Source organism: Pseudomonas sp. H3_D04, assembly GCF_054669175.1.
The window spans coordinates 1,608,855-1,632,360 of sequence record NZ_CP162801.1 but is presented as its reverse complement, the minus strand read 5'-3'; the positions used below and the strand labels follow the sequence as shown (position 1 = coordinate 1,632,360).

The 23,506-nt window shown below is 54.1% G+C and carries 20 protein-coding genes; 5 read left to right on the top strand and 15 right to left on the bottom strand.

The features are described 5' to 3' along the window. Positions 1 to 88 precede the first annotated feature (88 nt). Positions 89 to 1,546: a YfjI family protein gene (locus tag AB4N91_RS07720; RefSeq protein ID WP_460112260.1), complete on the bottom strand. Its 1,458-nt coding sequence runs from the start codon at positions 1,544 to 1,546 to the stop codon at positions 89 to 91. Positions 1,547 to 1,576: 30 nt separating this feature from the next. Further along, entirely contained in the window at positions 1,577 to 1,843 is a 267-nt protein-coding gene (locus AB4N91_RS07715; RefSeq protein ID WP_460112259.1) for a helix-turn-helix transcriptional regulator, read from the bottom strand. Positions 1,844 to 2,218: 375 nt separating this feature from the next. Between AB4N91_RS07715 and AB4N91_RS07710 the strand changes: the two genes are divergently transcribed. The 5 genes from AB4N91_RS07710 (at position 2,219) to radC (ending at position 6,282) form a co-directional block, all read left to right on the top strand. Next, complete coding sequence (locus AB4N91_RS07710; RefSeq protein ID WP_153330411.1) at positions 2,219 to 2,548, top strand: hypothetical protein; 330 nt, start codon at positions 2,219 to 2,221, stop codon at positions 2,546 to 2,548. A 72-nt stretch (positions 2,549 to 2,620) separates the two neighbouring features. Beyond that, positions 2,621 to 3,589 carry a DUF932 domain-containing protein gene (locus tag AB4N91_RS07705; RefSeq protein WP_278450270.1) on the top strand — a complete coding sequence of 323 codons (969 nt, stop codon included), beginning with the start codon at positions 2,621 to 2,623 and terminating at the stop codon, positions 3,587 to 3,589. Positions 3,590 to 3,702: 113 nt separating this feature from the next. After that, a complete protein-coding gene (locus AB4N91_RS07700) occupies positions 3,703 to 4,707 on the top strand; it encodes a YqaJ viral recombinase family nuclease (RefSeq protein ID WP_460112258.1) in 1,005 nt (334 codons plus the stop codon). A gap of 105 nt (positions 4,708 to 4,812) precedes the next feature. After that, on the top strand, positions 4,813 to 5,733 hold the full coding sequence (locus AB4N91_RS07695) for a recombination directionality factor (protein WP_460112257.1): 921 nt from the start codon (positions 4,813 to 4,815) through the stop codon (positions 5,731 to 5,733). Positions 5,734 to 5,784: 51 nt separating this feature from the next. Further along, positions 5,785 to 6,282: a RadC family protein gene (radC, locus tag AB4N91_RS07690; protein WP_460112256.1), complete on the top strand. Its 498-nt coding sequence runs from the start codon at positions 5,785 to 5,787 to the stop codon at positions 6,280 to 6,282. A gap of 228 nt (positions 6,283 to 6,510) precedes the next feature. Here the strand turns inward: radC and brxL are convergent, their stop codons facing one another. The 13 genes from brxL to AB4N91_RS07625 form a co-directional block, all read right to left on the bottom strand. After that, positions 6,511 to 8,613: a BREX system Lon protease-like protein BrxL gene (brxL, locus tag AB4N91_RS07685; protein WP_460112255.1), complete on the bottom strand. Its 2,103-nt coding sequence runs from the start codon at positions 8,611 to 8,613 to the stop codon at positions 6,511 to 6,513. Positions 8,614 to 8,625: 12 nt separating this feature from the next. Next, positions 8,626 to 11,133 (bottom strand): BREX-1 system phosphatase PglZ type A, encoded by a 2,508-nt coding sequence (gene pglZ, locus AB4N91_RS07680; protein ID WP_460112254.1) that lies wholly within the window; start codon positions 11,131 to 11,133, stop codon positions 8,626 to 8,628. Positions 11,134 to 11,140: 7 nt separating this feature from the next. Beyond that, entirely contained in the window at positions 11,141 to 12,877 is a 1,737-nt protein-coding gene (gene pglX / locus AB4N91_RS07675; RefSeq protein WP_460112253.1) for a BREX-1 system adenine-specific DNA-methyltransferase PglX, read from the bottom strand. After that, positions 12,874 to 13,260 (bottom strand): hypothetical protein, encoded by a 387-nt coding sequence (locus AB4N91_RS07670; RefSeq protein WP_460112252.1) that lies wholly within the window; start codon positions 13,258 to 13,260, stop codon positions 12,874 to 12,876. The genes pglX (AB4N91_RS07675) and AB4N91_RS07670 overlap by 4 nt, the downstream gene beginning before the upstream one ends. Then, the gene (locus AB4N91_RS07665) at positions 13,257 to 13,814 is read right to left on the bottom strand and encodes a hypothetical protein (protein ID WP_460112250.1); all 558 of its coding nucleotides are present in this window, start codon (positions 13,812 to 13,814) and stop codon (positions 13,257 to 13,259) included. Before AB4N91_RS07665 ends, AB4N91_RS07670 begins: the two co-directional genes overlap by 4 nt. After that, positions 13,814 to 14,953: an AAA family ATPase gene (locus AB4N91_RS07660; protein WP_460112249.1), complete on the bottom strand. Its 1,140-nt coding sequence runs from the start codon at positions 14,951 to 14,953 to the stop codon at positions 13,814 to 13,816. Before AB4N91_RS07660 ends, AB4N91_RS07665 begins: the two co-directional genes overlap by 1 nt. Next, a complete protein-coding gene (pglX, locus tag AB4N91_RS07655) occupies positions 14,950 to 16,758 on the bottom strand; it encodes a BREX-1 system adenine-specific DNA-methyltransferase PglX (protein ID WP_460112248.1) in 1,809 nt (602 codons plus the stop codon). The genes AB4N91_RS07660 and pglX (AB4N91_RS07655) overlap by 4 nt, the downstream gene beginning before the upstream one ends. A 73-nt stretch (positions 16,759 to 16,831) precedes the next feature. Continuing rightward, the gene (gene brxC, locus AB4N91_RS07650) at positions 16,832 to 20,392 is read right to left on the bottom strand and encodes a BREX system P-loop protein BrxC (protein WP_460112246.1); all 3,561 of its coding nucleotides are present in this window, start codon (positions 20,390 to 20,392) and stop codon (positions 16,832 to 16,834) included. Positions 20,393 to 20,403: 11 nt separating this feature from the next. Continuing rightward, entirely contained in the window at positions 20,404 to 21,060 is a 657-nt protein-coding gene (locus AB4N91_RS07645) for a DUF1788 domain-containing protein (RefSeq protein ID WP_460112244.1), read from the bottom strand. Further along, positions 21,057 to 21,668, bottom strand: a complete 612-nt coding sequence (locus AB4N91_RS07640) for a DUF1819 family protein (RefSeq protein ID WP_460112243.1) — start codon at positions 21,666 to 21,668, stop codon at positions 21,057 to 21,059. Before AB4N91_RS07640 ends, AB4N91_RS07645 begins: the two co-directional genes overlap by 4 nt. After that, a complete protein-coding gene (locus AB4N91_RS07635; protein ID WP_460112242.1) occupies positions 21,661 to 21,864 on the bottom strand; it encodes a helix-turn-helix domain-containing protein in 204 nt (67 codons plus the stop codon). Before AB4N91_RS07635 ends, AB4N91_RS07640 begins: the two co-directional genes overlap by 8 nt. Positions 21,865 to 22,071: 207 nt before the next feature. Beyond that, a complete protein-coding gene (locus AB4N91_RS07630) occupies positions 22,072 to 23,124 on the bottom strand; it encodes an ADP-ribosylglycohydrolase family protein (RefSeq protein WP_460112241.1) in 1,053 nt (350 codons plus the stop codon). 11 nt (positions 23,125 to 23,135) lie between these two features. After that, the gene (locus tag AB4N91_RS07625; RefSeq protein ID WP_460112240.1) at positions 23,136 to 23,393 is read right to left on the bottom strand and encodes a hypothetical protein; all 258 of its coding nucleotides are present in this window, start codon (positions 23,391 to 23,393) and stop codon (positions 23,136 to 23,138) included. Between the last annotated feature and the right edge of the window lie 113 nt (positions 23,394 to 23,506).

Genomic DNA, 23,506 nt, shown 5'->3' with positions numbered 1-23,506 from the left:
AACAAACCAACACAACTCGCAAACACCTAACGCTAAATATCAAAAGCAACCCAAAAAGTTAGTACCCCCGAAAAGAGACTGGCATCACTTACAAACCACCCTGCCAAGGACAGAGATCAACATAAATAGTTTTGCCCCCAGGATAATTCAAAATCCGGATAGCACTGTTATTTACCAGCCGCAAAAGAACATGCTCAAGAGCCGCTTTCTTTCTAAACTTCCCAGGCCCGCATTGCAAAATATAATTTTTTTTAACAAAACGCTTACCCACCTTACGAAAACTATCCAGCCAGCAATTTAATTCCTGCTCTTCATCGTTCTCTTTAGAGCTCTCCCCAAACAACTTTATAAAATCATTGGAGTACCATTTAGCAAGATCCGTTGCCGCCTGTAAGGTTGACATCGAAATATCACCCTCAAACCCTTCAAAACAATGAAGCAATGCAGCCAACCTAGAAATAACCTCAACTAACTTTGAACCATGATCACCTAGCCCATACAGTATTCCACCTGCACACATCCTTGACTCAATATCATTCGCAATCTCCACCCAAAGCCGAGCCGCTTCGGAGTCGAATCCGATCACTTCTTTTTCTTTTTTATTTCCTCTGAAACAAATAAGACCCATCTCAAGAAAGTGCTCCAACCGCGAAGCAAATTGTGTTTGATGATACCAGGACGGTACCTGAGTGCTTACATATCTAGTCCCCTGTGTTGAAGCCGGGCGACAGATTAGAAAGCGCGCCCACAAACCAGATCCCCTAGACACCCCGCCTTTATGAGCCATATACTTCGAAAATACGCTCTCCTGGACCATAAGAGAGACTGTCAGCCGTGCGCCAACAAGTTTAAAGCTTTCCGCCGTCTTACGATCAATTGTGATTGAGTCACCACTCCAAATCGCATTTTGCTTTGAAAGGTCATTAAAGGCGCGCCCTTCTAAAACACCTCCACCTTCACTTGAAATCAAACCAGCCGCAGGTAAATTTTCGTACATCCCATGAAACAAAGCCTCAGAGGTTGAGTCCTCATACAAGATCTTAAATTCTTTTGGCTTAGCCGGAGCTTCTTTCTCTAAAGCCAATAGAACCTTCTCCTCTTCGTCAGCAGAAAGCCCTTTTGATGCTTTTTTCGTAATCGCTTTTAATACTCCGTTACGTCGAACCATCCAGGTATCGTACTTAACTTTCCACACCGACTGACTCTCCTTCACCTCCTCGCCCTGTTTAGCCTGAAAGGCCCTAATCGGCTTCAAAAAAACATTCTCAACCGTTGACTTCCTTTCACCCGAGTCAGCAATAGCCAGAAGCATCAGCGAGGTCGGAGCGACCTGGCCATTGGGTTTACGAACATCTACAAGGCCCTGCAAGACAACAGAGATTGCAGTTAGGGCCGCATTTTGAATTAATCCCCGCGGAGCCTGAATATTAGCTTGAGCCTCATTTATTGCTGCATCCAACAAGGGAAATTGCGACAAGCACGGATATGAACCATCTCCGAAATTAGACTTTTTTGCGTTTTGTTGTCTAAAAAAATCAAAATACATATACCACCTCAAATTTACAAAAAATCAATATTAAACAGCCATTGCAGATATAATGGCCGCCATTGAGCCATGACTCTGCCTAGACAGCTTCACACACTCTTCCACCCACGAATTTATTTCGCTCTCAATCCAACGCACAGATGTTTTCCCAACACGTACCTGCTTTGGGAATTTCGCATCATAATGACAAGAAGTCACGTTTAGTTTGTTATAAATAGTTGACCTAGAAAGACCCGTACGTTTTAAAACATCTCTCAAGCGAAGCATAACCAACGCTTCTGATTTTTCATTAAACATCATTGCACCCTTTAGGACTTGACGAGGCAATCCTATAAGCAGCAACTAAAATCTCAAAGAACGTGAGCGTAACGCGTGCTAACGTTACGCCTTAGAACATGCCACCTTGACAGCAATTCTGTCCCGCCCCTCAAAATAGAATGTCTCCCCCCTTAGCCAGTACTATTCCAGCTATTAATAGCAAAAATAGCTGCCCCTAACGCCAAACCTCACATTCAGATTCCGCCCACAACGCCCCTCCCGGGGACGTTGTTTTGGCAAGCCTCATTCAAAAAAATCTCAGACCTATATCACCCAGATGAGCGCTCAACGATGAGCGCGTCATTCAGCATTTCTGCGTGATACATGGACTCAGCAAACAGAGAGGAATCCCTTATGTACACCCCATGCCCTAGCTGCAATTCAGGACGAGTGGTTACTAAAAATGTGGGTAAGCAAGCAGGTGGTTTGATTGGTGCAGCGGGCGGTGCGGCCAGTGGGGCCGCTGGAGCACTAACGGGAGCAGAGGCCGGTGCCGTACTGGGCGTGATCGGTGGGCCGGTCGGGATCGCCATTGGCAGCATTGCCGGGGCGCTACTGGGCGGTCTGTTTGGCGGAGTGGCTGGCGGGATCGCGGGGGCCACGCTGGGCGAGCAGATCGATGAGAAAGTCCTTCACAACTATCAATGCCTGGCGTGCGGTTACAGCTTCAGCGTCAACCGTTAAGTCGTTGTGAACAGGCGTCGCTTGTCACTGACAACGACGCTCTTCTGCATTCATTCGCAAGGAATCATTCCCATGGCTCATCTCGTTGAACAAATGGCTTACGTCGGTGCTACGCCCTGGCATGGTCTGGGCAGTCGCCTTTCCCCGAAACAACCGCTCGAAGTCTGGCAGCGTGAAGCGGGTATGGACTGGAAGATCCAAGACAGCCCCGTTCATTTCAAATCCGAGAGCATCGGTGCACTGGGTTCAATTCACACCTTCCCAGAACAGAAGGTGCTGTACCGCTCCGACACCAAGGCCCCGTTGTCGGTGGTCTCCAACCGCTACCAGGTTGTGCAACCCCGTGAGGTACTGGAGTTCTACAGGGATCTCACTGAAGTTTCCGGCTACGAGCTGGAAACCGCTGGAGTGCTTAAAGGCGGTCGCAAGTTCTGGGCTCTGGCCCGCACAGGACAAGGCATGGCGCTGAAGGGCAGCGACCAGGTGAATGGCTACCTGCTGCTTGCCACCTCCTGTGATGGCACCTTGGCCACCACCGCCACTCCGACCACCGTGCGGGTAGTCTGCAACAACACATTGACCATTGCCCTGGACGGTACGACCAAGGCGATCAAGGTGCCACATAACACCCGCTTCGATCCGCAGGCAGTGAAAAAACAGTTGGGCATCGCCGTCTCGCAATGGGACGAGTTCATGTACCGCATGCGAGCACTGGCTGAACGCAAGGTGCAGTGGCATGAAGCGATGGGCTTCTTCATGAACGTTTTGTGTGACGTAACCCCCAATAGCAAACTGCCGGAAGTCCTGCCGAACGAACGCGCACTGCGCAAGGTTCAAAGCCTGTACGAAGGCGGAGGTCGCGGCGCCACGCTGGAATCGGCCCAAGGAACTGCGTGGGGCTTGCTCAATGCTGTGACCGAGTATGTCGATCACGAACGCAGAGCTCGTAGTAACGAATACCGCATGGACTCTGCCTGGTTCGGTCAAGGTGCACAGATCAAGCAAAGGGCGCTGGAGGCTGCGCTACAACTTGCAGCTTAGCCCCTGTTTTCGCTGTCTTCATCAACCTCACCCCCTTCTCATTCTTCTCACTCCTTAAAACGCCTGGTCAGCCTCGTGCTAGCCGGGCGTTTTTTATGCCTCAGGAAATGATCATGAGCACTCAATCGCTGCAAAAATTCAGTACTAAACCCCGTCCGGCGTTGCGCCTGGTGGGTACCAAACAACTGCCGCGTGAGGACTGGCTGGCCGTGCGCAAGCTAGGTATCGGCAGCTCGGATGCGGCCGCTGCCGTCGGGCTTAACCCGTACAAGTCCCAGTTGGAGCTGTGGATGGAGAAAACCGGGCGTGATGAATCACTGCCCAAGCTCGATCCACAAGACGAGGAAAGCCCGGCTTACTGGGGCAACATTTTGGAGCCTATCGTGGCTGCGCATTACACCAAGCGTAGCGGTCACCGGGTGCGACGGATCAATGCCGTGCTGCAACACCCGGCTCCGCAGTTGAACTGGATGCTGGCCAATATCGACCGTGAGGTGATCGGCGCATCAGAAGTGCAGATTCTCGAATGCAAAACCGCCGGCATAAACGGCGCACGCCTCTGGAAAGAGGGTGTGCCCGAGTATGTGCAGTTGCAAGTCATGCACCAGCTCGCCGTCACCGGCAAGCAGGCCGCTGATGTGGCGGTACTGCTCGGTGGTCAGCACCTGGAAATCCATCGCATTGAACGCGATGAACCACTGATTGCTCGGCTGATCGACCTGGAGCGGTTGTTCTGGGATTACGTCGTCAGTGATACCCCGCCGCCGGCAGACGGATCTGCCTCGGCGGAGCAGGCGTTGCGCTGCCTTTACCCGCAGGACAGTGGGCAAAGCCTGGACTTCAGCCATGACACGCCGCTCTGTACGACCTTTACCGAACTGCAGAGCCTGCGCGAGTCGATTGCTCTGCAGGAGAAGCAGGAAGCTCAGCTCAAGCAAACCTTGCAACAGGCCATGGGCGACGCCAGTCGGGCGACCTTCGCATCCGGCAGCATCACGTGGAAGAAAGCCAAAGACAGCGTGGCCCTGGATATCCCCCGTATGCTGAAAGAAAAGCCCTATCTGCAAGTGCGCTACTCGACCACCAAAACCGGCAGTCGGCGATTTCTGCTGGCCTGAACGTTCGTTCGCTCTTCCCTTATTCCCATGCCCTTTCTCTCCAGCGCCACCCTGGCCGTTTGCGCGGTTTCGGTGGCGTTTTATGTCAGATACAGGAGAACTCCCATGCTCAAAGGTTTAGCCATCACTCCCCCGATACTCGGGCGTATTTCCATCGGCAAGGTCGTCGAGAAAAACGGCAAACGTCTACCGGAGAAAGATGATCAGTTCACCATAACTTCGCAGGTCCAGAGCCGCGACGGCTGGCTGCTGCATCCACTCAATGAGGAGCTGCGCAACGGCCAGGACGGCAAGCTGCGCAGCATTCCGATCCGGCTGCTGTTCAACGAGCCTGACCTCAACTTTCGGGCTGACTACAGCCTGTTCGACCGCACTACAGGACGACCACTGTGCGTCGGCAATGGCGAGACCTGCAAGCGTTTGACCAAGGACGGCATCCAGTCGTTGCCCTGCCCGTCACCGGATGGCTGTTCACTGGCTCAAGGCAATGCCTGCAAGCCTTACGGCCGGCTGAACGTGGTGATTGGCGATGACGATCCGCTGGGCAGTTTTGTCTTTCGCACCACGGGCTACAACAGCATCCGCACCCTGGCAGCGCGTTTGCACTACCTGCAAGCCATATCAGGCAATCGCCTAGCCTGTTTGCCGCTGGAGTTGCGTCTGCGCGGTAAGTCCACCCGCCAGAGCCATGGCACGCCAATCTTCTACGTCGACATCACGGTACGCAGTGGGCTGAGCCTAGAAGACGCCTTACTAGCAGCCAAGCAGCTTGAGGAAACCCGGCAAGCCGCGGGCTTTGACCAGAGCGCCTTGGATCATGCGGCCCGCCAGGGCTTTAACAATGGGGCCTTTGAAGAGAGCGAGGAGGACACCGGTGCCATCGTCGAGGAGTTCTTCCCCGCCATAGAAGATCAACCCAGCCCTATAGAGCCCCAAGCCCAACTGGCAATACCTGCCAAACCCTCACTCGCCCAAAAGCTGGAGTCGCAAGCCACGCGGCACAACGGTAAGCCCACCGTCCAATAACCGGGTTGCTCAATCCCTTCCGTTCTCACGCATTCGTACAGGAATACCCGCATGAAATATCACAAACTCATCGCCGGTAAAGCGACCGGTACCTACATCATGGAATCCCCGGTCACCGAGGCCGACATCCTGCAGATGGCTCAACAATTGGCAATGAGTCGCCTGTCTAAAGGCCGGACACTGACTGAGCCGAAGCAGGTCTTCAGCCACCTGCAAACACTGCTGCAGTACCACGAGCACGAAGTCTTTGCGCTGCTGCTGCTCGATACCAAACACCGGGTAATAGGCTTCAGGGAGCTGTTTAGAGGCACGCTGGATGGAGCCAGTGTGTACCCGCGGGAAGTGGTCAAGATCGCCCTGGAGCACGACGCCGCGGCCGTAATTATGGTTCACAATCATCCTTCCGGTGACCCAGAACCCAGCCAAGCCGATCGCACGCTCACCGCAACCCTCAAGAACGCTTTGAACATGGTCGGTACCCGGATATTGGATCATGTCGTGGTGGGCCATGAAGGCTGCGTGTCGTTGGCTGAACGAGGTTACCTGTAACTCTTAGGCTCGCACTGTCCGATAGACTGCCCTTGGCTGATGCCAGGGCGGTCATCGGCACGGTCCCCAATCACTTATTTTTGTCGTGATCCAGCGGTTGTACTCGGCTCCTACTGCAGCCGAAACTATGACTTCCCCACGCCTAAGGGCGTCCACAGTTGGCCTAACTTCTTTTTTTAGCCGTACCGCGAACACCAATCAGAGTGCCTCTGCCTAATAGCCGTAAATCTACGAGCAAGCTGCCGGGTCAACCCGCACAAAGGTCACACTGAATTCTTTGCACTGCCGATGCTGCTGGAGCCGATTCGCAAAGCTGAAGGCATCATTCAGCTCAAAGCGCTGAAAAACATCCAAGCCACGTCCAAGCACTATCTTCCAACCCGTGTCGGTTGTGATGTCTCGATCATGCTTGGTGCCGCTGGTGTCGTAGGCCCAACTGAACTGGATGCCAACACCGGTACAAGCATCAGAGATCTTCTGCAGGCTTTCGGTCTGGCGATCACCATTTGTATCATCTTCAACGGTCACCACATGAACAACCACCTCATCTTCCGGACCTTGCAGCTTGCTAATGGTCTCCATCAGTTCCATCAAATTGCGCAACTGGTGGAACATACGAAGATAGGGGTCTGTGATGATGATGCGCTTGGCACCTACCAGATAAGGACTGAACAAATTGTCAAAACTCAGTCCTCGCTGATTTTCGTGGAAGACCAAATGCTGCTCTTTCAGCACAGGCTCCACAGGCACTGGATTGCTAGGGCGTGAAGTTGGCCTTTGCGTGGATGGCGCTGCCTCGATAAGCGCCAAATGGACAGTGCCGACGTGGGGTAAGTCTATAGCAGAAACTTCAGTCGCTCCCCGACGATGGTACTGGTTAGGATACTCATCCTCTTCCAGAGTGCGCACCAATCGCTCCTGAGCATCCGCACCCTGGTAGGCAAAGCGAACTGCCGGATAGGTCGCGTCAATGCGTAGCAACTGATCCTTCACCCGCTTCCGCCCTTCAATTGCAGTGCGCAATACGTCTTCCACTTCGGCGTCTGTCGCCTCGCCATGCGGGTACAGGATCTTCATCAAACCAGAAAAGGTCTTGTTGATGCCGTCGCGATCGCGCGTCGAAATATCGTCGGATAGCGTGAACTGTCCCTTGTAGCGATCTGAGTAATCATGGCTACGAAGCGAGCGCAGGATCTCGGCCAGGTAGTCCACCACGAAGCCGTAACCACTGGAGAACATCTCGCCACGGATGACATCCACTTCCCATCCGGGGATGTAGCTGTGAATGCGGTCGAGAAAGGCTGAATCGTGGAACTTTTCCGGCAGCGGGTCGAACAGGTCCGTGTGCTTAAGCATGTATGGCACGGTGTGATCGGTATTCCCCACAAACACCATGCTGGCCTCTGCTCCCAAGGTTTCCACTCCCCGTGAGAACGACTTGTTGGCCATGTAGTTCTTCATGATGTCCACCAGAGCTTTGTCCACTCGCTTTTGCTTGCCGGCGAATTCATCGAAAGCCACTACATCCCAGTAACCCACCAGGCCGAGCTTACCTGTGCCGTTATGGACGAACAGCTTGGGCACCGTCACTTCACCACCGGAGATCAGAATGCCGTGGGGCGAGAACTCTGAATAAACGTGCGACTTGCCGGTACCTTTCGGCCCCAGTTCGATCAGGTTGTAATTGCGCTCGCAGAACGGGATCAGGCGAATAAGCTGCGCGAGCTTATTACGCTTACCGAACATCTGCGGATTGAACCCGACGCTCTGGATCAGCAAGTCGATCCACTCATCTGTAGTGAACTGCTTGCGTGCTTCCAGGTAGCCATCGAAATCAAAGCGGGAGATTTGAATCGGCTTAAGCGAAGCCAAGATCCACGGCGAAGCTGACTTGTCCTCGGTGTACTCATACTCCACGTCCGCGATACACCAAACCCCCCCTACCAGCAGTTTCTGGTGAGCCTTGACGGTGCTGGAGTCGATCAGCACCTTCTTGATGCCCAGGTTGGCGAACTCGGCCTCGTACACGTCATCCTTGTCATTCAATGAGACACTAATGCGGTCGATGACCTTGTGCCTGCCCTTTTCCTTGATGGTCGAACGCACCAGCCCCGCCTCGTTGCGGTGGACATAGTGCTTGCGCAGGATCTCCTTGACCGTCTCGATACCGGTCTGGATCGTCGCCTCGTCATTGGTCGCGCAGTACTGGCCGAGCAAGTACTCCAGCACATACGACGGCACAATAGCGTTGCCCTTCACCGCCTTGACCAGGTCTTTGCGCACCACCAGGCCGGCAAAGTGCTGGTTGATCTTGTCGTCGAGCTGACTCATTGGAGCTCCTGCTTAAAAATCGAATTCACTGCTAAACGAGCGGCGGATGGTGTATCGCGCAGTCTTATACCGAGTGAAGTGTGAGGTACCCTCCACTGCCTCCTCAAGGAGCAGCTCCACCTGCTGATTGTTTGCCTCATCAGCCTTGCGGCTGAGGATAAAGCGCACCGGCAACTCCCTTTCACGCGGATTACTGGAGCTGAAATCGAACAACAACTCATGCTGATCGGACACTAACTCGCCATCCAGCGTGAACAGGCCTGCACGTAGCCGGCGCGACTGCAGTTTCTCGGTTACCGCTTCGATTTGATAGAGCACCACCGCCAACTGCCCAGTAGTGATGGTCTTGCCGCCGCCACCAATGAACTCGACCTCCACCCGGCCTACATCACTTTGGCGCTTCTTGTTAATGCGGATGACCGGAATCACCACCTCTTGCAAGGTAGCGCCACCGTGCACGAAGCGGCTGCCGGACCCCTTAAGCCGCAGACGGTTAATGGACTTGGGAATCTGCACCGTCAACGTACCCGCCAGCCCAAGCTGCACAGGGCTAAAGCTTTTAAAGCTGGCCCCCTCGCGCAAACCACGGCCCAGCACAAAACGCCGGTCGCGATAGAGAACCTCGTCGCCCTCCGGTTCACGGCTGAGGAAATCGCTCTCCTGCAGCGGATGGTTTTGGTAGATAAAACCATGATCGGCGGTGATCAGCAGGTTACTGGCATTGGCGTTGGTTAGCTTCTTCACCAGACGGATCAGCTCACTGAGGGTTTCCTCAGCCGCCGCAAATACTCGCTCCTCGGTGTCACGGGTGTCACCGGTTTTATCGATTAGGTTGTGATAGACGTAAACCACCTCATTGTCGCGCAGCAACGCACGAGAATCGGCCTGATTCATCGCCAGCAGATCCTTGGCCAATACCACCTGGGATGCCGGCACCGTGGCCGCCAGAATCTTGCCCCGATTGATCGAGCCTTGAGCGCTCTGGCCATCCACCAGGGCATCGCCACTGTCGTTGTCGGCCAGTTGCAAGCTGCTATTCGGCAGCAACGCTGCCATACCCAGCTGGGTGTAGCTCGGCAGCATCGACAGCATCGGCTCCAGCTCAGCCTCGAAGCGATCCTCCTGGCGAATTAGGCTTTGCAGCTCCTCACCTACTTCATAACGGAATGCATCGGAAATCAGCACGCACACCTTGGTTTTACGGTCTAGAAAAGGCTTCACATAGCGGCCGAAGAAATTGCGCTGCAGCACTACTGGCGCGGCTTCCCACTGCTGCGCTGCATCCACGTGCTGCTGCCAGCGGTCGTTAAGTCGGCTCAGGTAGTTATTGCCGTACAGATTCTCGACCTGCATGGCCAACTCACCCAACAGCGAAGCCTGGCCGGACTCGCGCAGGTGATAGACGAATTTGCGGTAGCGCTGATCCAGCCGGAACCAATGGCTGGCGTACTTTTGCACGCCATCGGTGAGCGACTCTATTTGCAGCTGGGTGATATCCAGTGTCTGGATGAACTGCGCCGCATGCTCCAGCGCCAGATACACATCCTTGAAGCGCTCAAACCAGTGGCTCTGACGGCGTTGACGGACCCACTGTTCCACTTCCTGCGCGGTCACGGTACAAGCCACCACGGCACGTACCAGCTCACTGAGAACCTTGCGGTCAATCAGCTCGAAATAATCCAGCTCCAGCAGGCTGCGCCAGTCCAGAGTTTGCAGCTTGTCGTCGATCTGCAACACCGCCGCGCACTGTTCAGACAATATCTCGAAGCTCTGCTCATGGGAGCGGCTGTCCTTCCAGCGTTTCAGAAACACCAATGCTTCGGCGGACAATTTCGCCTTGTACGCTGGATCGATGCCCAGCATGAAGCACGCCTTAAACAGCTCGATAACGAAATCGTGTAGCCCTGGCTGTTCGGAGCTATAACCATAGGCGCGCTTCACTTGCTCCCACAGATAGGGATTCAAGCCGCTGCTCTCGATCACTTTGAGCCGCACATCTTTACCCGCAGCCAGATCACTCAACAGGTTTTCCAGAATCACATCCAGGCGTGGCTCGTTACCGGCACACACGGCGAGCATCTTGCGTTGCAGCAGGTTCTGCGAATCTCCCGGCTCCAGCAATTTACTGAGCGCCTCGCGGCGTTTGGCAGATTCGAAAAACGCCACATGCGTTTCCAGCAGCGGATAGCAATCCGGCCCCAGTTCCAGTTCTGCCAGCCACAAGGCAACCTGATCGGTACGGAAGCAATTACCACTGGCCAGTTGCACATCCAGCAGCCAGTTATCCAGATGCGCGGGCTCCGTTCCTTCGCGGTAGAGCAGAAACTTCTGCTCTGGCTGCTCGCGCAACAGACGGTGCTTCACGCCAAATTCATTATTAGCTAGCTCGACCTTCTCGACGCCCGACAGCTCCAGCGTCTCGAAATCGGCGCGAAACTCCAACCGCGTGTCATACCAGAAGACGATGCGCTGCTTGTCGAATAGATTCGTTAGGGCCTGGGTGATCTTGGTATTGCTCATGAACGGATCAATCCTCACCCTTGGCGTCTAAACCGACGATCTTCTTTAGGGCTGCACCCAGCTTGAGATAGTTGACCTTCACGCCATCGTCCAGATCCAGTTCGACCTGTTTGGTCGCCAGCGGATAGAGCGTCTCGCGCTCGTAATCGTCCAGCTCCAGCAGTTGCTTCTTGATGGTCTCAGCTTCCTTGTCGGCCTTGGTCTTGTCGCCCTGGCTAGCGGAGGGGCTGATAGCCACCTGCTGCAGATAATCAAGACGCGAGGCGAGCTTTTTGCGGAAATCGCGCAGGTAGTTGAGCACCACGCTGACGGTATCTGGGCGGTAGCGGTGCAAGTAAACCAGTGCATTGAACGTGCCCTTCGGGCTGCTGAACAGCCAATAGATAGGGCGCTTCTTGTAGCGTTTCACATGGTCTGTATAGAACTCGCCTAGGAAGTAGTCGCGCAGGCCATAGTTACGCTTGCCTTTGACGTTGAGCGCCTGCTCGATAAAGGCCAGGTTGTCCTCGTAATGCGCATCGCCAAAGGCCACGCGCAGAAACTGACGGAAACGTAGAGTGATGTCGTCTGGGAACCAGTCACCACCGAGCAGTGGGATCACGTTGTCGTCATCGGCCGGGAAATTAGGCTGCGGCACCTGGACCAGATAATCCGCCAGAGTTTCGCCCTGATTGGCCAGAATTAGGCCCGGTTTGTCCAGGCTGTAGCGGCCGAACATACAGCCCACGGCATAGGACACCAGTTCCCGCATAGTGTCGGCCTGAAGCAAGGCTTCACGCTCCTCCTCGCTCCTCTCGCAGCCGTAGCGGTAGTGTGGGTTACAAGTGAGGGTGATCTCGTTCGGCGGCACTTCGGGTCTCAGTTCGTCCTGCAGGCCGTAGGCGTCGATGAAGAGAAGGTTGTTCTCCTGCTCTAAGCGCTGCATCTCCAACGTCATCCCTCGCCAGTGAGCACGCAGCTTCTGGTAACTAGCCTTGAGTGTCAGCTGACGGAAGTCGGGTTCAAGAAGCGGCAGCTTGGTGAAGTCTCTTGAATTTTCATACCCATCCCAATCCGCTTTTCCGATAGTAAATATATCTACCACCCCTTTTTTTGTTAGGGCTTTGAGCTTCTGAATATCTAAGAGTGGTATTGCGCCAATATCTTCAAGCTGGAAGTTTATCGTGGGGCTCAGAAACTGCAAAAAGTGAGATGAAATTTTAGAATTCAATAAGCCAAGTAAGAAACGAGCATCGTCCTCGTTTTTTTGTAGAACAGCGGTTTCTTGATACATCTCATCAGTTGATAAGAAACGGAAACTTGCTATGACGGAGCCAATTTTCCCCCAAGTAACACCTGGCAGCCCCCAAAACTCTTGACGAATTATCCTTCCTGCAGGGGTTTTCCTGTAGAAGTCACGCGCCTGCTCGGACCAATTAATTGTATGAATGATATTTCCATACCACTTTCTAAAATCCCCACCCATTGCACAAGGCAACCATTTTTTGTCGAAAGCGCCTATATTAAGATGACTAACCTCCCAAAAAAACCGAATAAACCTTGCGTTATCGGTCGTTACATTTTTCCCTTCAGACTTTGCAATATCTGAAACAAGTGACTCCCTATTATCGAATGTCCTTACAACATTCTTGCTAACCCAATAAGCAATGGGATTTCCTGGAATTTTCTTGAAGTCCTCCGCCGGAGCCCGGAAAAAGTACTTCTCCGAGGCCTGCTCTCGGTTGATATTCTGGCTCTCACTCATTCTTTATCTCCCGCCGGCAATACCTTGCGGCCAAAATCAATTTCAAATCCATCCGGCACCGGTTTGAACGGCATGGCCGGGGAGCGGTGGCTGGTCTGGAACTGGCGCAGCGCCTGCGCATCGATCTCACCGATTACGCAATAATCGGTCACACCGCCCTTGACCCGCAGTACATCACGCTCCCAACTGTCTTTTGCTGAAGCGCGGATGCGGCTGTCGCCGTATGGGCGATCATTGCACTGGATGATGTAGGCATGCATATCCAACGCTGCAGATTCCACCAGGGCGCTGAAGGAATCGGTGTCCTGGTTCCAATCGGGCACAAACAGCGCGTCCACCTTGGCTTTGCGGGAGGCCAGACCGAGGGCTTGGAGGGTGGTCACTGAACAGCCTCCTCAGCGGCAATGAGGGGAACGGGAGCTTCCCGGCGCAATGGCCACTCAGGAAACTTCTCATTCCATGAGTCAACCGAGAGCACAACACAGTCTGCAATGTGTTTGCGCTTCCAGGCCTCGAACGACTCCTCCCGGATATTTGCCAGTAGACGGTCCTTAAAACCGAACATGAGCGCCTTCTGGCGATCTGGGTCAAATGCATCTAGGCCGAGCAGCACAACGTATTTGAAGGGTTTGCTGTCCCGTTTCATCAAGTGAAGGTAGAGGTAGGAATCACGCGCCTTCGGCGTCAGCTCTTGCGTAAGCAATGAGTTATCCGCCAGCCGCTTAATATAGTCCTTGCGCTGCTTAGCTTGACTCCGTGAGTGCGATGGGTCCTTGATCTCTACCAGGAGGATGTCTTTTTCACGCTCGATAACTAAGTCCACAAACTTCATATTTACTGGCAGCTTCTTGCCCTGCTGATCCAATTCACTCCATTGCAAATGATCTGGAAAGTTGAATTCCAGCTCAGCAGTTTTTTCCGCGCGATATGCAGGCATCACTCGCCTCCCAATGCGCGCTTGACGTCTTCGTCGTAGAGCTCAGCGAAGGTATTGCTGATAGCGCTACGACCGACAATGCTGTAGTCCGCTTGGCTTTCCCGCTGAATGTCGTCACTGCCAGCTTCGCGATATAGCCGATGGAAGACAACGTGATCCCCATTGCCCTTGTCCATCAGCAGGTCAAACCACTTAAGCAGCACGTAATCGTGCGTGGCAAGGATGACTTGCTGACCGTTGCGGGCGAGTTCCAGCAGGGCCATCACAAGATCCTTCATCAGCTTGGGGTTGAGGTTGGACTCAGGCTCATCCCACAACAGCGGGCCGCTAGTGCCGGGGTTGAGACTGCCGTTGCTAAGTAGGCGCTGAAGCACGCCAATTTTGCGAAAGCCCTCGGCCGTCATACCGCTCGATAACAGCGGCGACTTCGTTGATTTGAAGCTGAGTTTCGAATCTTTGAAGCTTTGAGGTGCGAACTCCTCATCAGCAGTACTCTCGCCCTGCTGCTCGACGTAGATGCCCGCCTGGAAGCAGAATCCACCCTCTTTAAGTAAGTAGCGCCCACCTATCAGATTGGTCAATCTCGGAACAATACTAGAGAACCGGGGGTTGTTCTGAGTCTTCTTTTGCAGATTTCCGTCATCTTCCTTCTGCAGCGTGTTTGCCAAATCCAGATAGCCATCATCAAAGATGCGTTCAATAGTAGGCAGGTGGGGCTCCTCAGCTGTCAGGCCGCGTACCAGCGATAGCACCTCCTTGGTGGGGATGAAAATAGCTGGTGCAAGCTTAGCTCCCATGCCACCAGTGACCTTGGCTTCGGTGGCGGATCCGTTAAACTTGGCGGTGATGTGCTGTCCGGACGCATAAGTAGCGCTGAGCAAGGCTCCTGCGCGGTTGCCTGCACGGCGTAATTCGCCAAGTTGATTGCTGAGCGGGTGATAGAGCCGACACAGCTTACGCGCTAGTTGCTCACCAGCCAGCTCCCCATGAGCGGCATCCCCGCTAAGGGCCAGAATGGCCTTGAGCAGCTGAGTTTTACCCGTGCCATTCTCACCGAGCACGATGTTGATGCCTGGCGAGAAGTCGATGGTCAATTCGGTGAAGGCCGTAAAATTCTTTAGCTGCAGGTTGGTGATCATGCTGCGCAGCCTTGTGCAATGGCCTTGGCCATCATCTCCATCTTTTCCGCCTCCGAATTGCCATCTACCAAGCGCATATAAGTGCCCCGATAATCGGGTTTCAGAGCGTTTTCCAGCACAAAAGCCGTGGTCGAGACAACCTCACCACCAATACTGTCAAAGGCCCGCGCACCTAAGTGCGCCATAGAAAGAATCGTGTGCTGATTAAGGATTCGGCTGCGCAAAGACTCGAATGAGGAAAGGAACATCCAGCTCTGCATGGTGATCATGGCGACAGCTCCTCCCTTAAGCGCGAGATCCAGGTTGCGCTCGATGAACATCGCAAACAGGTCGGATTTACTGCTGGGGAAATTTTCCTTGGCCCAAGTGCTCAAGCGCGGATTCATGCCCTTACCGCCCATGTAAGGCGGATTTGCCACGACCACGGCGTAGCGAGGGCTCAAGGCTTCAGCCATGCGCAGGACTCTCAGTACTTTTTTATGCGTCTCGGCAAGGAACAGGTTACTGCTCAGGTCCTTGCTCTCCAGCGTAGCTAGCACATCGGCAACGTTGACTACCTTAGGCACGATTAGCGAGCCAAAGTTATCGGCCTCGCTGAACTGCTGCAGCGTTTCATGAAGCCCGTGGGTAAAGAGGTCACGGCCCACTGCGGCCATGTATTCGTCCAGTTCTTCAGGACTCAGACTCACCTTGTCTAGTACGCAGATGTTGGGTTTGACGCGCTTATTAAAGAAACGACGCTGGCGAGAGCGGGCCTTCATGGTGAGGGCAAAGGCAGTAAGCTCTCCTGCACGCTCATCCAATTCGATGCCAAAAAGATTGTGGGTGAGGATCTTTTCCGGAATTTCAGCCGGGTCATAACCCTCTTCTTCGTACATGGCAAAGAGCAGATCGAAGGCGTAGGTAAGCATGTGGCCGGAGCCGCACGCTGGGTCACACACTTTGATCTCCTCGGGGCTGTTAATCTTGAGGAAATCAGTATCTGGTTTCTCAGGCGGTATGTAGTACTCCATCTGCTCCGCCAACCGAGAGCCGGGACGGTTGAGTAGCCAGAGGCGGCCCAGAGAGTTATCTACTAGGTAGCGCACGATCCAGTGCGGGGTAAACAGCTGAGTCGCAGCCGGAATGTTCTCTGGAGTGATCTTCTGATTCTTCTTCAACCCCTCAAACACCGCGTCTTTCTTCTCGGAGATGTAGAACTGGTAGAGCCAGCCGATCACCTCGACATCCTTGCAGGCGTCTGGAGTCATGGCCTCACGCGTGTAGGCAAGGATGGAGTTACCCGAGAGCAAATCATCCGGCATCAGTAGCTCGGTGTAATCGTCGATGCGCTCAAACAGAAAGGGCATGGACTCGTGCCAAGCATTACACACTGCAACCAGCAGCAGGCGGTAGGCTTCGCCCTGCGAGTCGTTGCTTGGGCTGCGACCAGCGAGTAGATCTAGGACTTTCTGACGAACCTGGGCCGACACCATCTCTTCATCGATATGCCCCATCTTAGATTCGGCCAGGATTTCGGGCTGGAACTGGCCCTCAGCCGGTGACACCACGCCGATGCGGGTGTAGCGGTTGATGTCCATAAAGCGCAGTGCGCAGAAACGGTTAAACCAGATGTAGGCAACACGCTCCTCCACTTGCTCGCGACCAGAACTGTTAATCACCTTATCCAGCTCAGCCACGACCTGAGAACGCTCACGGCGTGCAGCACTCTGCGGAGCCAATACCACATCCAACTTGCTGCTAACCTGGTCCAGCAAAGTGCGACGGGCATATTGGGCAAATTTCTTGAGCTTGCTGGTATCCATCATTTTTCTCTTTCTATGGGCCCGCTCGATCATTTGCGTAACACCACGCGAATGATCGAGACGCTTGTCCGTTTTAGATTTGCACGCGGTTGCCGGCCTGAATTTCTTTCAGCCAGGCTTCACGCTGCTGCTGAAGATAGTCATCCAGCTCGGCCTCACTGGCCAGCCAAGGTTTGCTGTAGCCGACCTTGATAGTGCGTGCTGGCACCAGACGCGGTTCAGCAATTTTTGGCGGATGCTCGACTGGAGCGGGTGGGCTGTCGATACTCGATTTACCCGCTGCTGGTGGTGTCTGCACTGGCGACACGGGAGCCGGCATTGGTTGCGGACGCGCCATTCGCTCCAATTTGAGTAGCAGCTGCGCGTATTGATTTTCCTCAAAAGCACGCAATTGATCTCGGATCATGGCAATGCGTTTCTGCCCATGTATTGATTGCTGAGCTTCAACAAAAGGTGCTGCGAGCTGAACCTGCTGCTCGGGCTTAAGGCCACTGTACTCGTCACTACCCTGCAGCCGCAGTTCCAGCTCGGCAAGCCGACTAACTGCAGAAGCTTTTTCGCTAGCTAGCTGACTAGCGATAGCTTGTTGCAGGCCCTCCAGCTGCGGCTTGGCCTGTTGTAGGCGGTTGCCCTGCCAGGGCTTACTTTCAGTGAGTAACGTCTTGATGACTTCCACCTCACCTATGTCGACATAGGCGAAATTGTCTTCCTGCTCCTGCACCAGCTGACGAGCCTGGTCGTAAATAGCTTTTTGCGGGCTGCCCATAAAGCGGCGCAGTGGTTCAATGATCTGCTCTTTGCTGTCAAGCATGGCATCGGAGGCGCGGGACAGATCGGTGAGAAACCAGCTAGCGTTTTTGCTGGCGACCTCTTTGAGGGTAGCCATCACGCCATCCAGTACACTAAGAAACCCATAAAGGGCTTTTTGTCCGTGCAGGTCAGCCAGCTCGATTTCGAGCTCTTTAATTGCGTCAATAGTTTCACGTGCCAGGGAACGGGCTTCGTTGCTGCTTGCTGGCCGGTCAAAAAAGTCGGCAAAGAACTCTTTAAGATGGCGAACCTGGGAAGCGCTGAACTCGATTTGCGGCTCCAATACCAGACTGGAGTGGGCATTGGTGTTACGCAGGCTTCGCTCCAAGTTGTCGCCTTCTAGCGGGTTACTGTCTTGTCGCACTTCTACCTTCCCACGGGCGCAAAGCAAGGCGAGGTTGCAAAGAATAGCGGCGTAATACCAACCGTAGCTTTTACGTTCGAAGCGTTCCAGCAACGTTTTGACCGTGGTGCGCACGCCGCTGCGGGCGTTGCTCTGGATGTAAGCCAATAGTTCCTGTTCCGGTTCGGTCAGGCTGGTGACGTCGTTACCCAGCAAGCCATCCTGGGCCTGGCGCAGATGTTTCCCGATGTCGTTTTCACTGTACGGGACATCGCGCAGCATGCGCAGGTTCGGGTAGGTCGTTTCGATCAGCAGATAGAAACCCTTGAGAATGCGAGCCTGGCCGTCTGAGCTGGTAGCTTCCACGTCAGCGGCGTTAATTATCAAGTGTGCTTTGCCAAGCAGCTCCTTAGCACGATCCTGCAGATCGGCCAAACGCTCCGTATTCTGGAAGCCCTTGGCATCGATGATGCGTTTAACTGCTTCCTGCTGGGTACTACTGTTCTGGCGGATGTATATCTCGGTGCGTTTGTGCAGGGTGAGATCTTGCATAAAGCGGGCATCGGCCGGCAGCACTACACGCAATTCATCCCGGCCCATGCTCTGCATTCGCTGCAGGGTAAGGTTGTCGAAGTTGTCGCTTAACGGAGTGACAATTTGGATGGCCAACTCAGAATCGCGGCTCAGTGAGCGGTCGTCCATCTTGCGCGTGTAGGCGTAATCCTGGCCGTTTTCGTAACGGATTTTGCGTTGCTTGATCACTCCGTCGAACAGCAGGGTTTCCAGCTCCTTGATGACATCGGCGGATTCGATCTCGGTATTCTTGATCTCTTCCTCGATGTCCTTCTCTTCGTCGGTCAGGTACTCGTAAAGCTCACCATTGCGCTGGATATAGGTTTGCTGTTCTAGCAGGTTGAGTGCCGCTTCCAGTTTCTTGCGTTGGGCTGGAATGTCTTCTCCAAAACGCTCCAGCATCAGCACATTGAGGTTGCGCAGAGTGGCCTTGAACTCCTTGACGTACTTGACCAAGAACAGGGCCTTGAGCACGCGCACCGCGTATGCATCGCCAAGGTGCCGCTCGGCATTGTTGATGGCGCTTTGGATAGCGCTTTTCAGTGCGCCTCGAATGCCTTCAAACATGCGGTCGAAAGTAGCCAGCTGTCCGACTGGCTCGTTGTCTATGGCCATGGCCACCTCGCGGAATACGCCGAGCATCGAGCGCTCCCCCACCGAGTTAGCCTTGCCCTCAAAGCCGTTGTGCATGGAGATGCCACGAATAGCCGACTGAAACAGCGGGAACTGATACGGCACGAAGGGGTAGCAATAGGTGAAGTGCTCCAAATCGCGGAAGTTCTGGTAGTGCTGGCCACCCTCGGTAAAGTCGAACAGGGTTTTGAAGTTGTTGAACTGCTGGTCGTAGACGGTTTTTAGCAGGTCGGCACCGGTATCGTTTTTGGTCAGCAGGCGCTTCTGGATCACCTCCGCCACGTCGGCACTGGTGAGCTTGAGACGGTTGGCAAAGCGCGCCTGGATCTTGGTGAAGTCGTTGCTTTGCTGCTTGCTCATGTCACCCATCACAGAGTCCATGTCCTCCTGCGCGGTGACGATGATCCACGCCCGGCCCTGGCACTTGGTGGCCAAGCTCTCAGCCACGGTCTGCAGGTTGGTCATGAGCTTGGTGTTGTCAGCAATGTACTGACCAACCTCATCGACAAAGAAGTTCAAGCGGAAATTGGACGGCTGTTTATCCAGCCACTCCTTGACCTGGTTGCCGAAATCCTCAATGGAGACGCTGTGCTGGGCGCGGTATTTGTCGAGGATACCCTTGGCCAGCGCCAGGTCTTCACCAGTGATCTGAGCGTAGGTCTTGGCGATGTTGCCGGACTCCAGCAATGCCTGTTCGCGACCGCGCTCCCAGGGCTTGTTGGCGATGCTCTGGTAGGCTTCCTTGAACGGCTGGAACAGTTCACGACTGTCCAGATCGCGCTCAAACTGGGCGATATAGCCCTGTTTGCCGTAGTAACCGCACATCTCGTTAAAGACTTTGACGAACACCGAGAGTAAGGCGTCAATTTGAGTCTTGCTGATGATATCGGCCTTCTGGTCGATGTTAAACAGGATGCTTTTCGAGGGAATGGCTACGGCTTTCTTGAGCTGGGCACGCAGCAGCTCATCATCTTCCTTGATTTTGGGAAGGAAAATATCCAGCGCAGAACTGCCGTCGACCTGGCGATTTTCCAGCAGCAGGGCGAGCATTTTCAGCAGGTGCGACTTACCCGAGCCGAAGAATCCGGACACCCAGACGCCATTGGCGTGGTGGTAATCGGTATAGGCATCAAGGAAGTGTTCCAGACGTTTGGCGACTTCGTCAGTAAGGACGTATTCACTGAGTTCGTTGAGCAAGCTAGCTTCGTCGTCGGCCTTGATGACTCCCTCAATTGGGCGCCTGACTGGGCTCTTGAAAATTCCGTTGAGATTCATCGACTGCTTCCTTACACATGAGACTCGAAAATATTGAATGCGCGGTAGTACTTGTCATCGTGCAGCAAGCCAAACAGCTCCAGAGATGCGCCTTGCTCCAACGAATGTCGATACTCGCCGGGGAAGAACAGGACTGTGGGATGGTCCTTGGCCGTGCTTTGCAGATTGTTGAGTACGTTGTGCGAGCGGATATAGGGGAACACTTCACCGATGCCGGAAAGAAACAGCACGTCGTAATCAGCTTGAGCAATACGCTCGCCAATGGCCGGAATCAGGTGCTCCTTAATGTCGAGTACTCCCTGCAAAAGCTCCAGCAGAGCTTCTTTTTCATAGCCCTGCTCGTCTCTCTGTACTTGATCCCAAACACTCATGCCAGGCTCACTGCCTTCTCGGGCCTTGAGCAATTCGATGGTCAGGTCATACAGGTTGATCTCCAGCACCTTTACACCGCGCCCCTGTAGGCAATCGACACGTAAACCTGCCAGCGTGTTGATCAGCTGCCGCTGCATGCGTTGTATCTCAAAGGCTTCAGCCGCTTTGAATTCGCAGATGTAGAAGGGCAGATCATTATTCAGCCCCCTCATTTCCAGAAAGCGCTGACCGCTCATGACGCTCACCAGGTGCTCAAAGCGAGCTGCCAGCGGCTGCTGACTAATTTTTTGGCTCATTGCAGCCACCGTTTAATTTCATGGTCGGTTGCCGGGAATATCAGCAATTGCTCGTTACCGTGGTGGACCAGTAAATGGGCCAGCGCTGGAGTTATCAACACAGGCTGAATCTGGCGCTGCGCGCTGATCAAGTCGGCATCTCGCAACATGCGGAACAGATTTTGCCGCAACTTGCTTTGCGTGGACGCAGCCAGTTCATCCAGCTCGACATGCCACAAAGCTTTGGCATTGAAGAAGGCATCGTAATCGCTTGTCGTGAGTTGGCGGCGCATTAGCAGGTAATGCTCGCGCAGAACTTCGCGCGCAAAGTCTCGGATGAAAGCATAGCGCCGGCAAGTTGCAGCCCACAGGAGGTAGCCTTGCTCGCGCAGGCTTCCGTCCACCAAGAACTCCAGCTCCTCAGGATCCAACAGCTCCAGACGCGCGATCAACTCCTTACTGATACGTGTCGCAGCAGCTGATGTACGAACTTGCAACAGGTTCTCAGCACGCACCTGCACCCGTGTTTGCTTCCAATCACGCAGCGTTAGATAGCGCTCCACAACCAGCGGTGCTTCCTGCAAAAACAGGCCACCCGTGGTGAAAGAAAGACGATAAGGCTCAGCCATCTCTTCGCGCCTGCTGCGTTTCGTCACTGGCTCCGCCAGCCTTGACCCAGGTATCCACCTCAACCTTCTGGAACTTCCACAACCGGCCGACCTTGTGTGCTGGCATGTTGCGTTTGGCGATCCATGCATAAACGGTGTCCTTGCTGACGCCGAGGTGTTCGGCAATTTCATCAACACTGTGCCAACGATCAGTCATAGCTAAATCTGCCGATAAAAAAACGTGCTGATATTAGCCGTTTTTATCGGTTTTAATAAGGTTAAAGCTGCTTCTCAGGATTAATACCTGACAAATGCCTGTGCCACTTCAAGATGGCGTCAAAGGGCAGTCTAGCGAGTTTGCTTTGGTAAGCCTACGCAACGAATAGCTCAGTGGCGAAATGAAAATGCGTCGCCATCAGTTCCCTCACCCGCCGGGATACATCTGCTCGATCAGCTGATCGAACTCTCCGCCATACCCACAGTAATCACGCGGAACGCGCTCAATATCCTCGGCAATCTGCGCAATCACTTCGCGCAGTTCCAATTGTCCATACCACCGAGCAGGAATCGCCGCAGCGCCATACTGAACACCAAGTATGTGTCCAGTGATCAGCCCGGAGCCGTCGCTGTTGCCACCGTGATTCACCGCTGTTATGACGCCATCCTCGAACGAGCTCGCCGTCAGGGCACACCAGAGGCCAATTGCCAGCGCTTCTTCAGCGACCCAACCGCCACCGAGTTCGCCGATGCGTTGCGGGGTGGGCTTGTAGCCTTCATAGAAGAAAAACAGTACACGCTCGATAAGGCTGCGGGCTTCTTCTATGCCGGGCTTTTGCCCATATTTGGCCAGGCTTTCGCTAACTGCATGCTCGAGACTGCCCTCCCTGTCGACCATCCGCTGGAGGATGTCAGCGAACAGCCCTGCCGTCAGGTAGCCTGTAGGATGCCCGTGAGTAAGGCGCCCTGACTGGGCAGCGTAGTCAAAGGCGTTAGCAAAGAATGCAAAGGGAGCAACGCGCATCAAGGCGTCGCAGCCCTTGCTGTTGTTCTCGGCGACAGCACCAAGCCGCTGGGTGGCCTTGAGGGCCGTGAGACATGTGGTGCCAGGGGCGCGGCAAGACCAGAGTTCTCGCTGTTCGATCAACCACCCGTCCCTGCTGACAAGTATCGCAGTAGGGTAATCCTGGGTCATCAGCCAGCGCAGCAACGCATGGTGGATAATGCTGGGAACGTGGCAAATCCCTCGCGAACTACTTCGCACATAAGCCCGCAGCAAGCCTTCGGCCGTGAATAGCATCATCTGCGTGTTGTCGGTGATGACACCGGAGATACCGAAAGCAGGGGCAAAATCAACGATACCCTGCGAACCGAACTTAGCTTCGATTGCAGGCCATTCGAGGAACTCCACCGGGGCACCCAACGCATCGCCGACTGCACCGCCCAGTAGGCAACCTTTGATCCGTTCAAGTCTGTTCATATCCTTCGCCCTTATCCCTCTGCTGGAATCAATTCCTGCAAAATCACCAGCTTTCTTTGCAGCTGCTCGATGTGCGCTTTCTCTGCGCGCAGCGCCGAGCGCAGTTCCCGGTTTTCCATTTCCCAGATCCGTGCCCAACGCGCGCTCTTTTGATAGCCAAGAGCAATTTGCCAGAGTTCACGCAACCTCAGGTACTGCAGCAGAAGCACCAGCAGGATTGCCCCCATCATCAGCAAAGCACCTGTCGAAACCGCTTCCGACATACTCATGTCCACTTCCTTCCGTGAGTTCGATAAATCTCGAAGACAGACACAAGATATGTAGTGTTAAACGACAGGTCTAGAATGTAGACTTATACAGGTAAAGTATTCACGCACATGGA

Excerpts from the sequence above, each read along its gene's own strand:
- AB4N91_RS07705 (WP_278450270.1), top strand. The coding sequence starts at position 2,621 with ATGGCTCATCTCGTTGAACAAATGGCTTACGTCGGTGCTACGCCCTGG.
- AB4N91_RS07720 (WP_460112260.1), bottom strand. The coding sequence starts at position 1,546 with ATGTATTTTGATTTTTTTAGACAACAAAACGCAAAAAAGTCTAATTTC.
- AB4N91_RS07695 (WP_460112257.1), top strand. The coding sequence starts at position 4,813 with ATGCTCAAAGGTTTAGCCATCACTCCCCCGATACTCGGGCGTATTTCC.
- AB4N91_RS07635 (WP_460112242.1), bottom strand. The coding sequence starts at position 21,864 with ATGACTGATCGTTGGCACAGTGTTGATGAAATTGCCGAACACCTCGGC.
- AB4N91_RS07715 (WP_460112259.1), bottom strand. The coding sequence starts at position 1,843 with ATGTTTAATGAAAAATCAGAAGCGTTGGTTATGCTTCGCTTGAGAGAT.
- AB4N91_RS07630 (WP_460112241.1), bottom strand. The coding sequence starts at position 23,124 with ATGAACAGACTTGAACGGATCAAAGGTTGCCTACTGGGCGGTGCAGTC.
- AB4N91_RS07640 (WP_460112243.1), bottom strand. The coding sequence starts at position 21,668 with ATGGCTGAGCCTTATCGTCTTTCTTTCACCACGGGTGGCCTGTTTTTG.
- pglX (WP_460112253.1), bottom strand. The coding sequence starts at position 12,877 with ATGAGTGAGAGCCAGAATATCAACCGAGAGCAGGCCTCGGAGAAGTAC.
- brxL (WP_460112255.1), bottom strand. The coding sequence starts at position 8,613 with ATGAGTCAGCTCGACGACAAGATCAACCAGCACTTTGCCGGCCTGGTG.
- AB4N91_RS07645 (WP_460112244.1), bottom strand. The coding sequence starts at position 21,060 with ATGAGCCAAAAAATTAGTCAGCAGCCGCTGGCAGCTCGCTTTGAGCAC.
- AB4N91_RS07660 (WP_460112249.1), bottom strand. The coding sequence starts at position 14,953 with ATGATCACCAACCTGCAGCTAAAGAATTTTACGGCCTTCACCGAATTG.
- AB4N91_RS07700 (WP_460112258.1), top strand. The coding sequence starts at position 3,703 with ATGAGCACTCAATCGCTGCAAAAATTCAGTACTAAACCCCGTCCGGCG.
- pglX (WP_460112248.1), bottom strand. The coding sequence starts at position 16,758 with ATGGATACCAGCAAGCTCAAGAAATTTGCCCAATATGCCCGTCGCACT.
- brxC (WP_460112246.1), bottom strand. The coding sequence starts at position 20,392 with ATGAATCTCAACGGAATTTTCAAGAGCCCAGTCAGGCGCCCAATTGAG.
- AB4N91_RS07625 (WP_460112240.1), bottom strand. The coding sequence starts at position 23,393 with ATGAGTATGTCGGAAGCGGTTTCGACAGGTGCTTTGCTGATGATGGGG.
- pglZ (WP_460112254.1), bottom strand. The coding sequence starts at position 11,133 with ATGAGCAATACCAAGATCACCCAGGCCCTAACGAATCTATTCGACAAG.
- AB4N91_RS07665 (WP_460112250.1), bottom strand. The coding sequence starts at position 13,814 with ATGCCTGCATATCGCGCGGAAAAAACTGCTGAGCTGGAATTCAACTTT.
- radC (WP_460112256.1), top strand. The coding sequence starts at position 5,785 with ATGAAATATCACAAACTCATCGCCGGTAAAGCGACCGGTACCTACATC.
- AB4N91_RS07710 (WP_153330411.1), top strand. The coding sequence starts at position 2,219 with ATGTACACCCCATGCCCTAGCTGCAATTCAGGACGAGTGGTTACTAAA.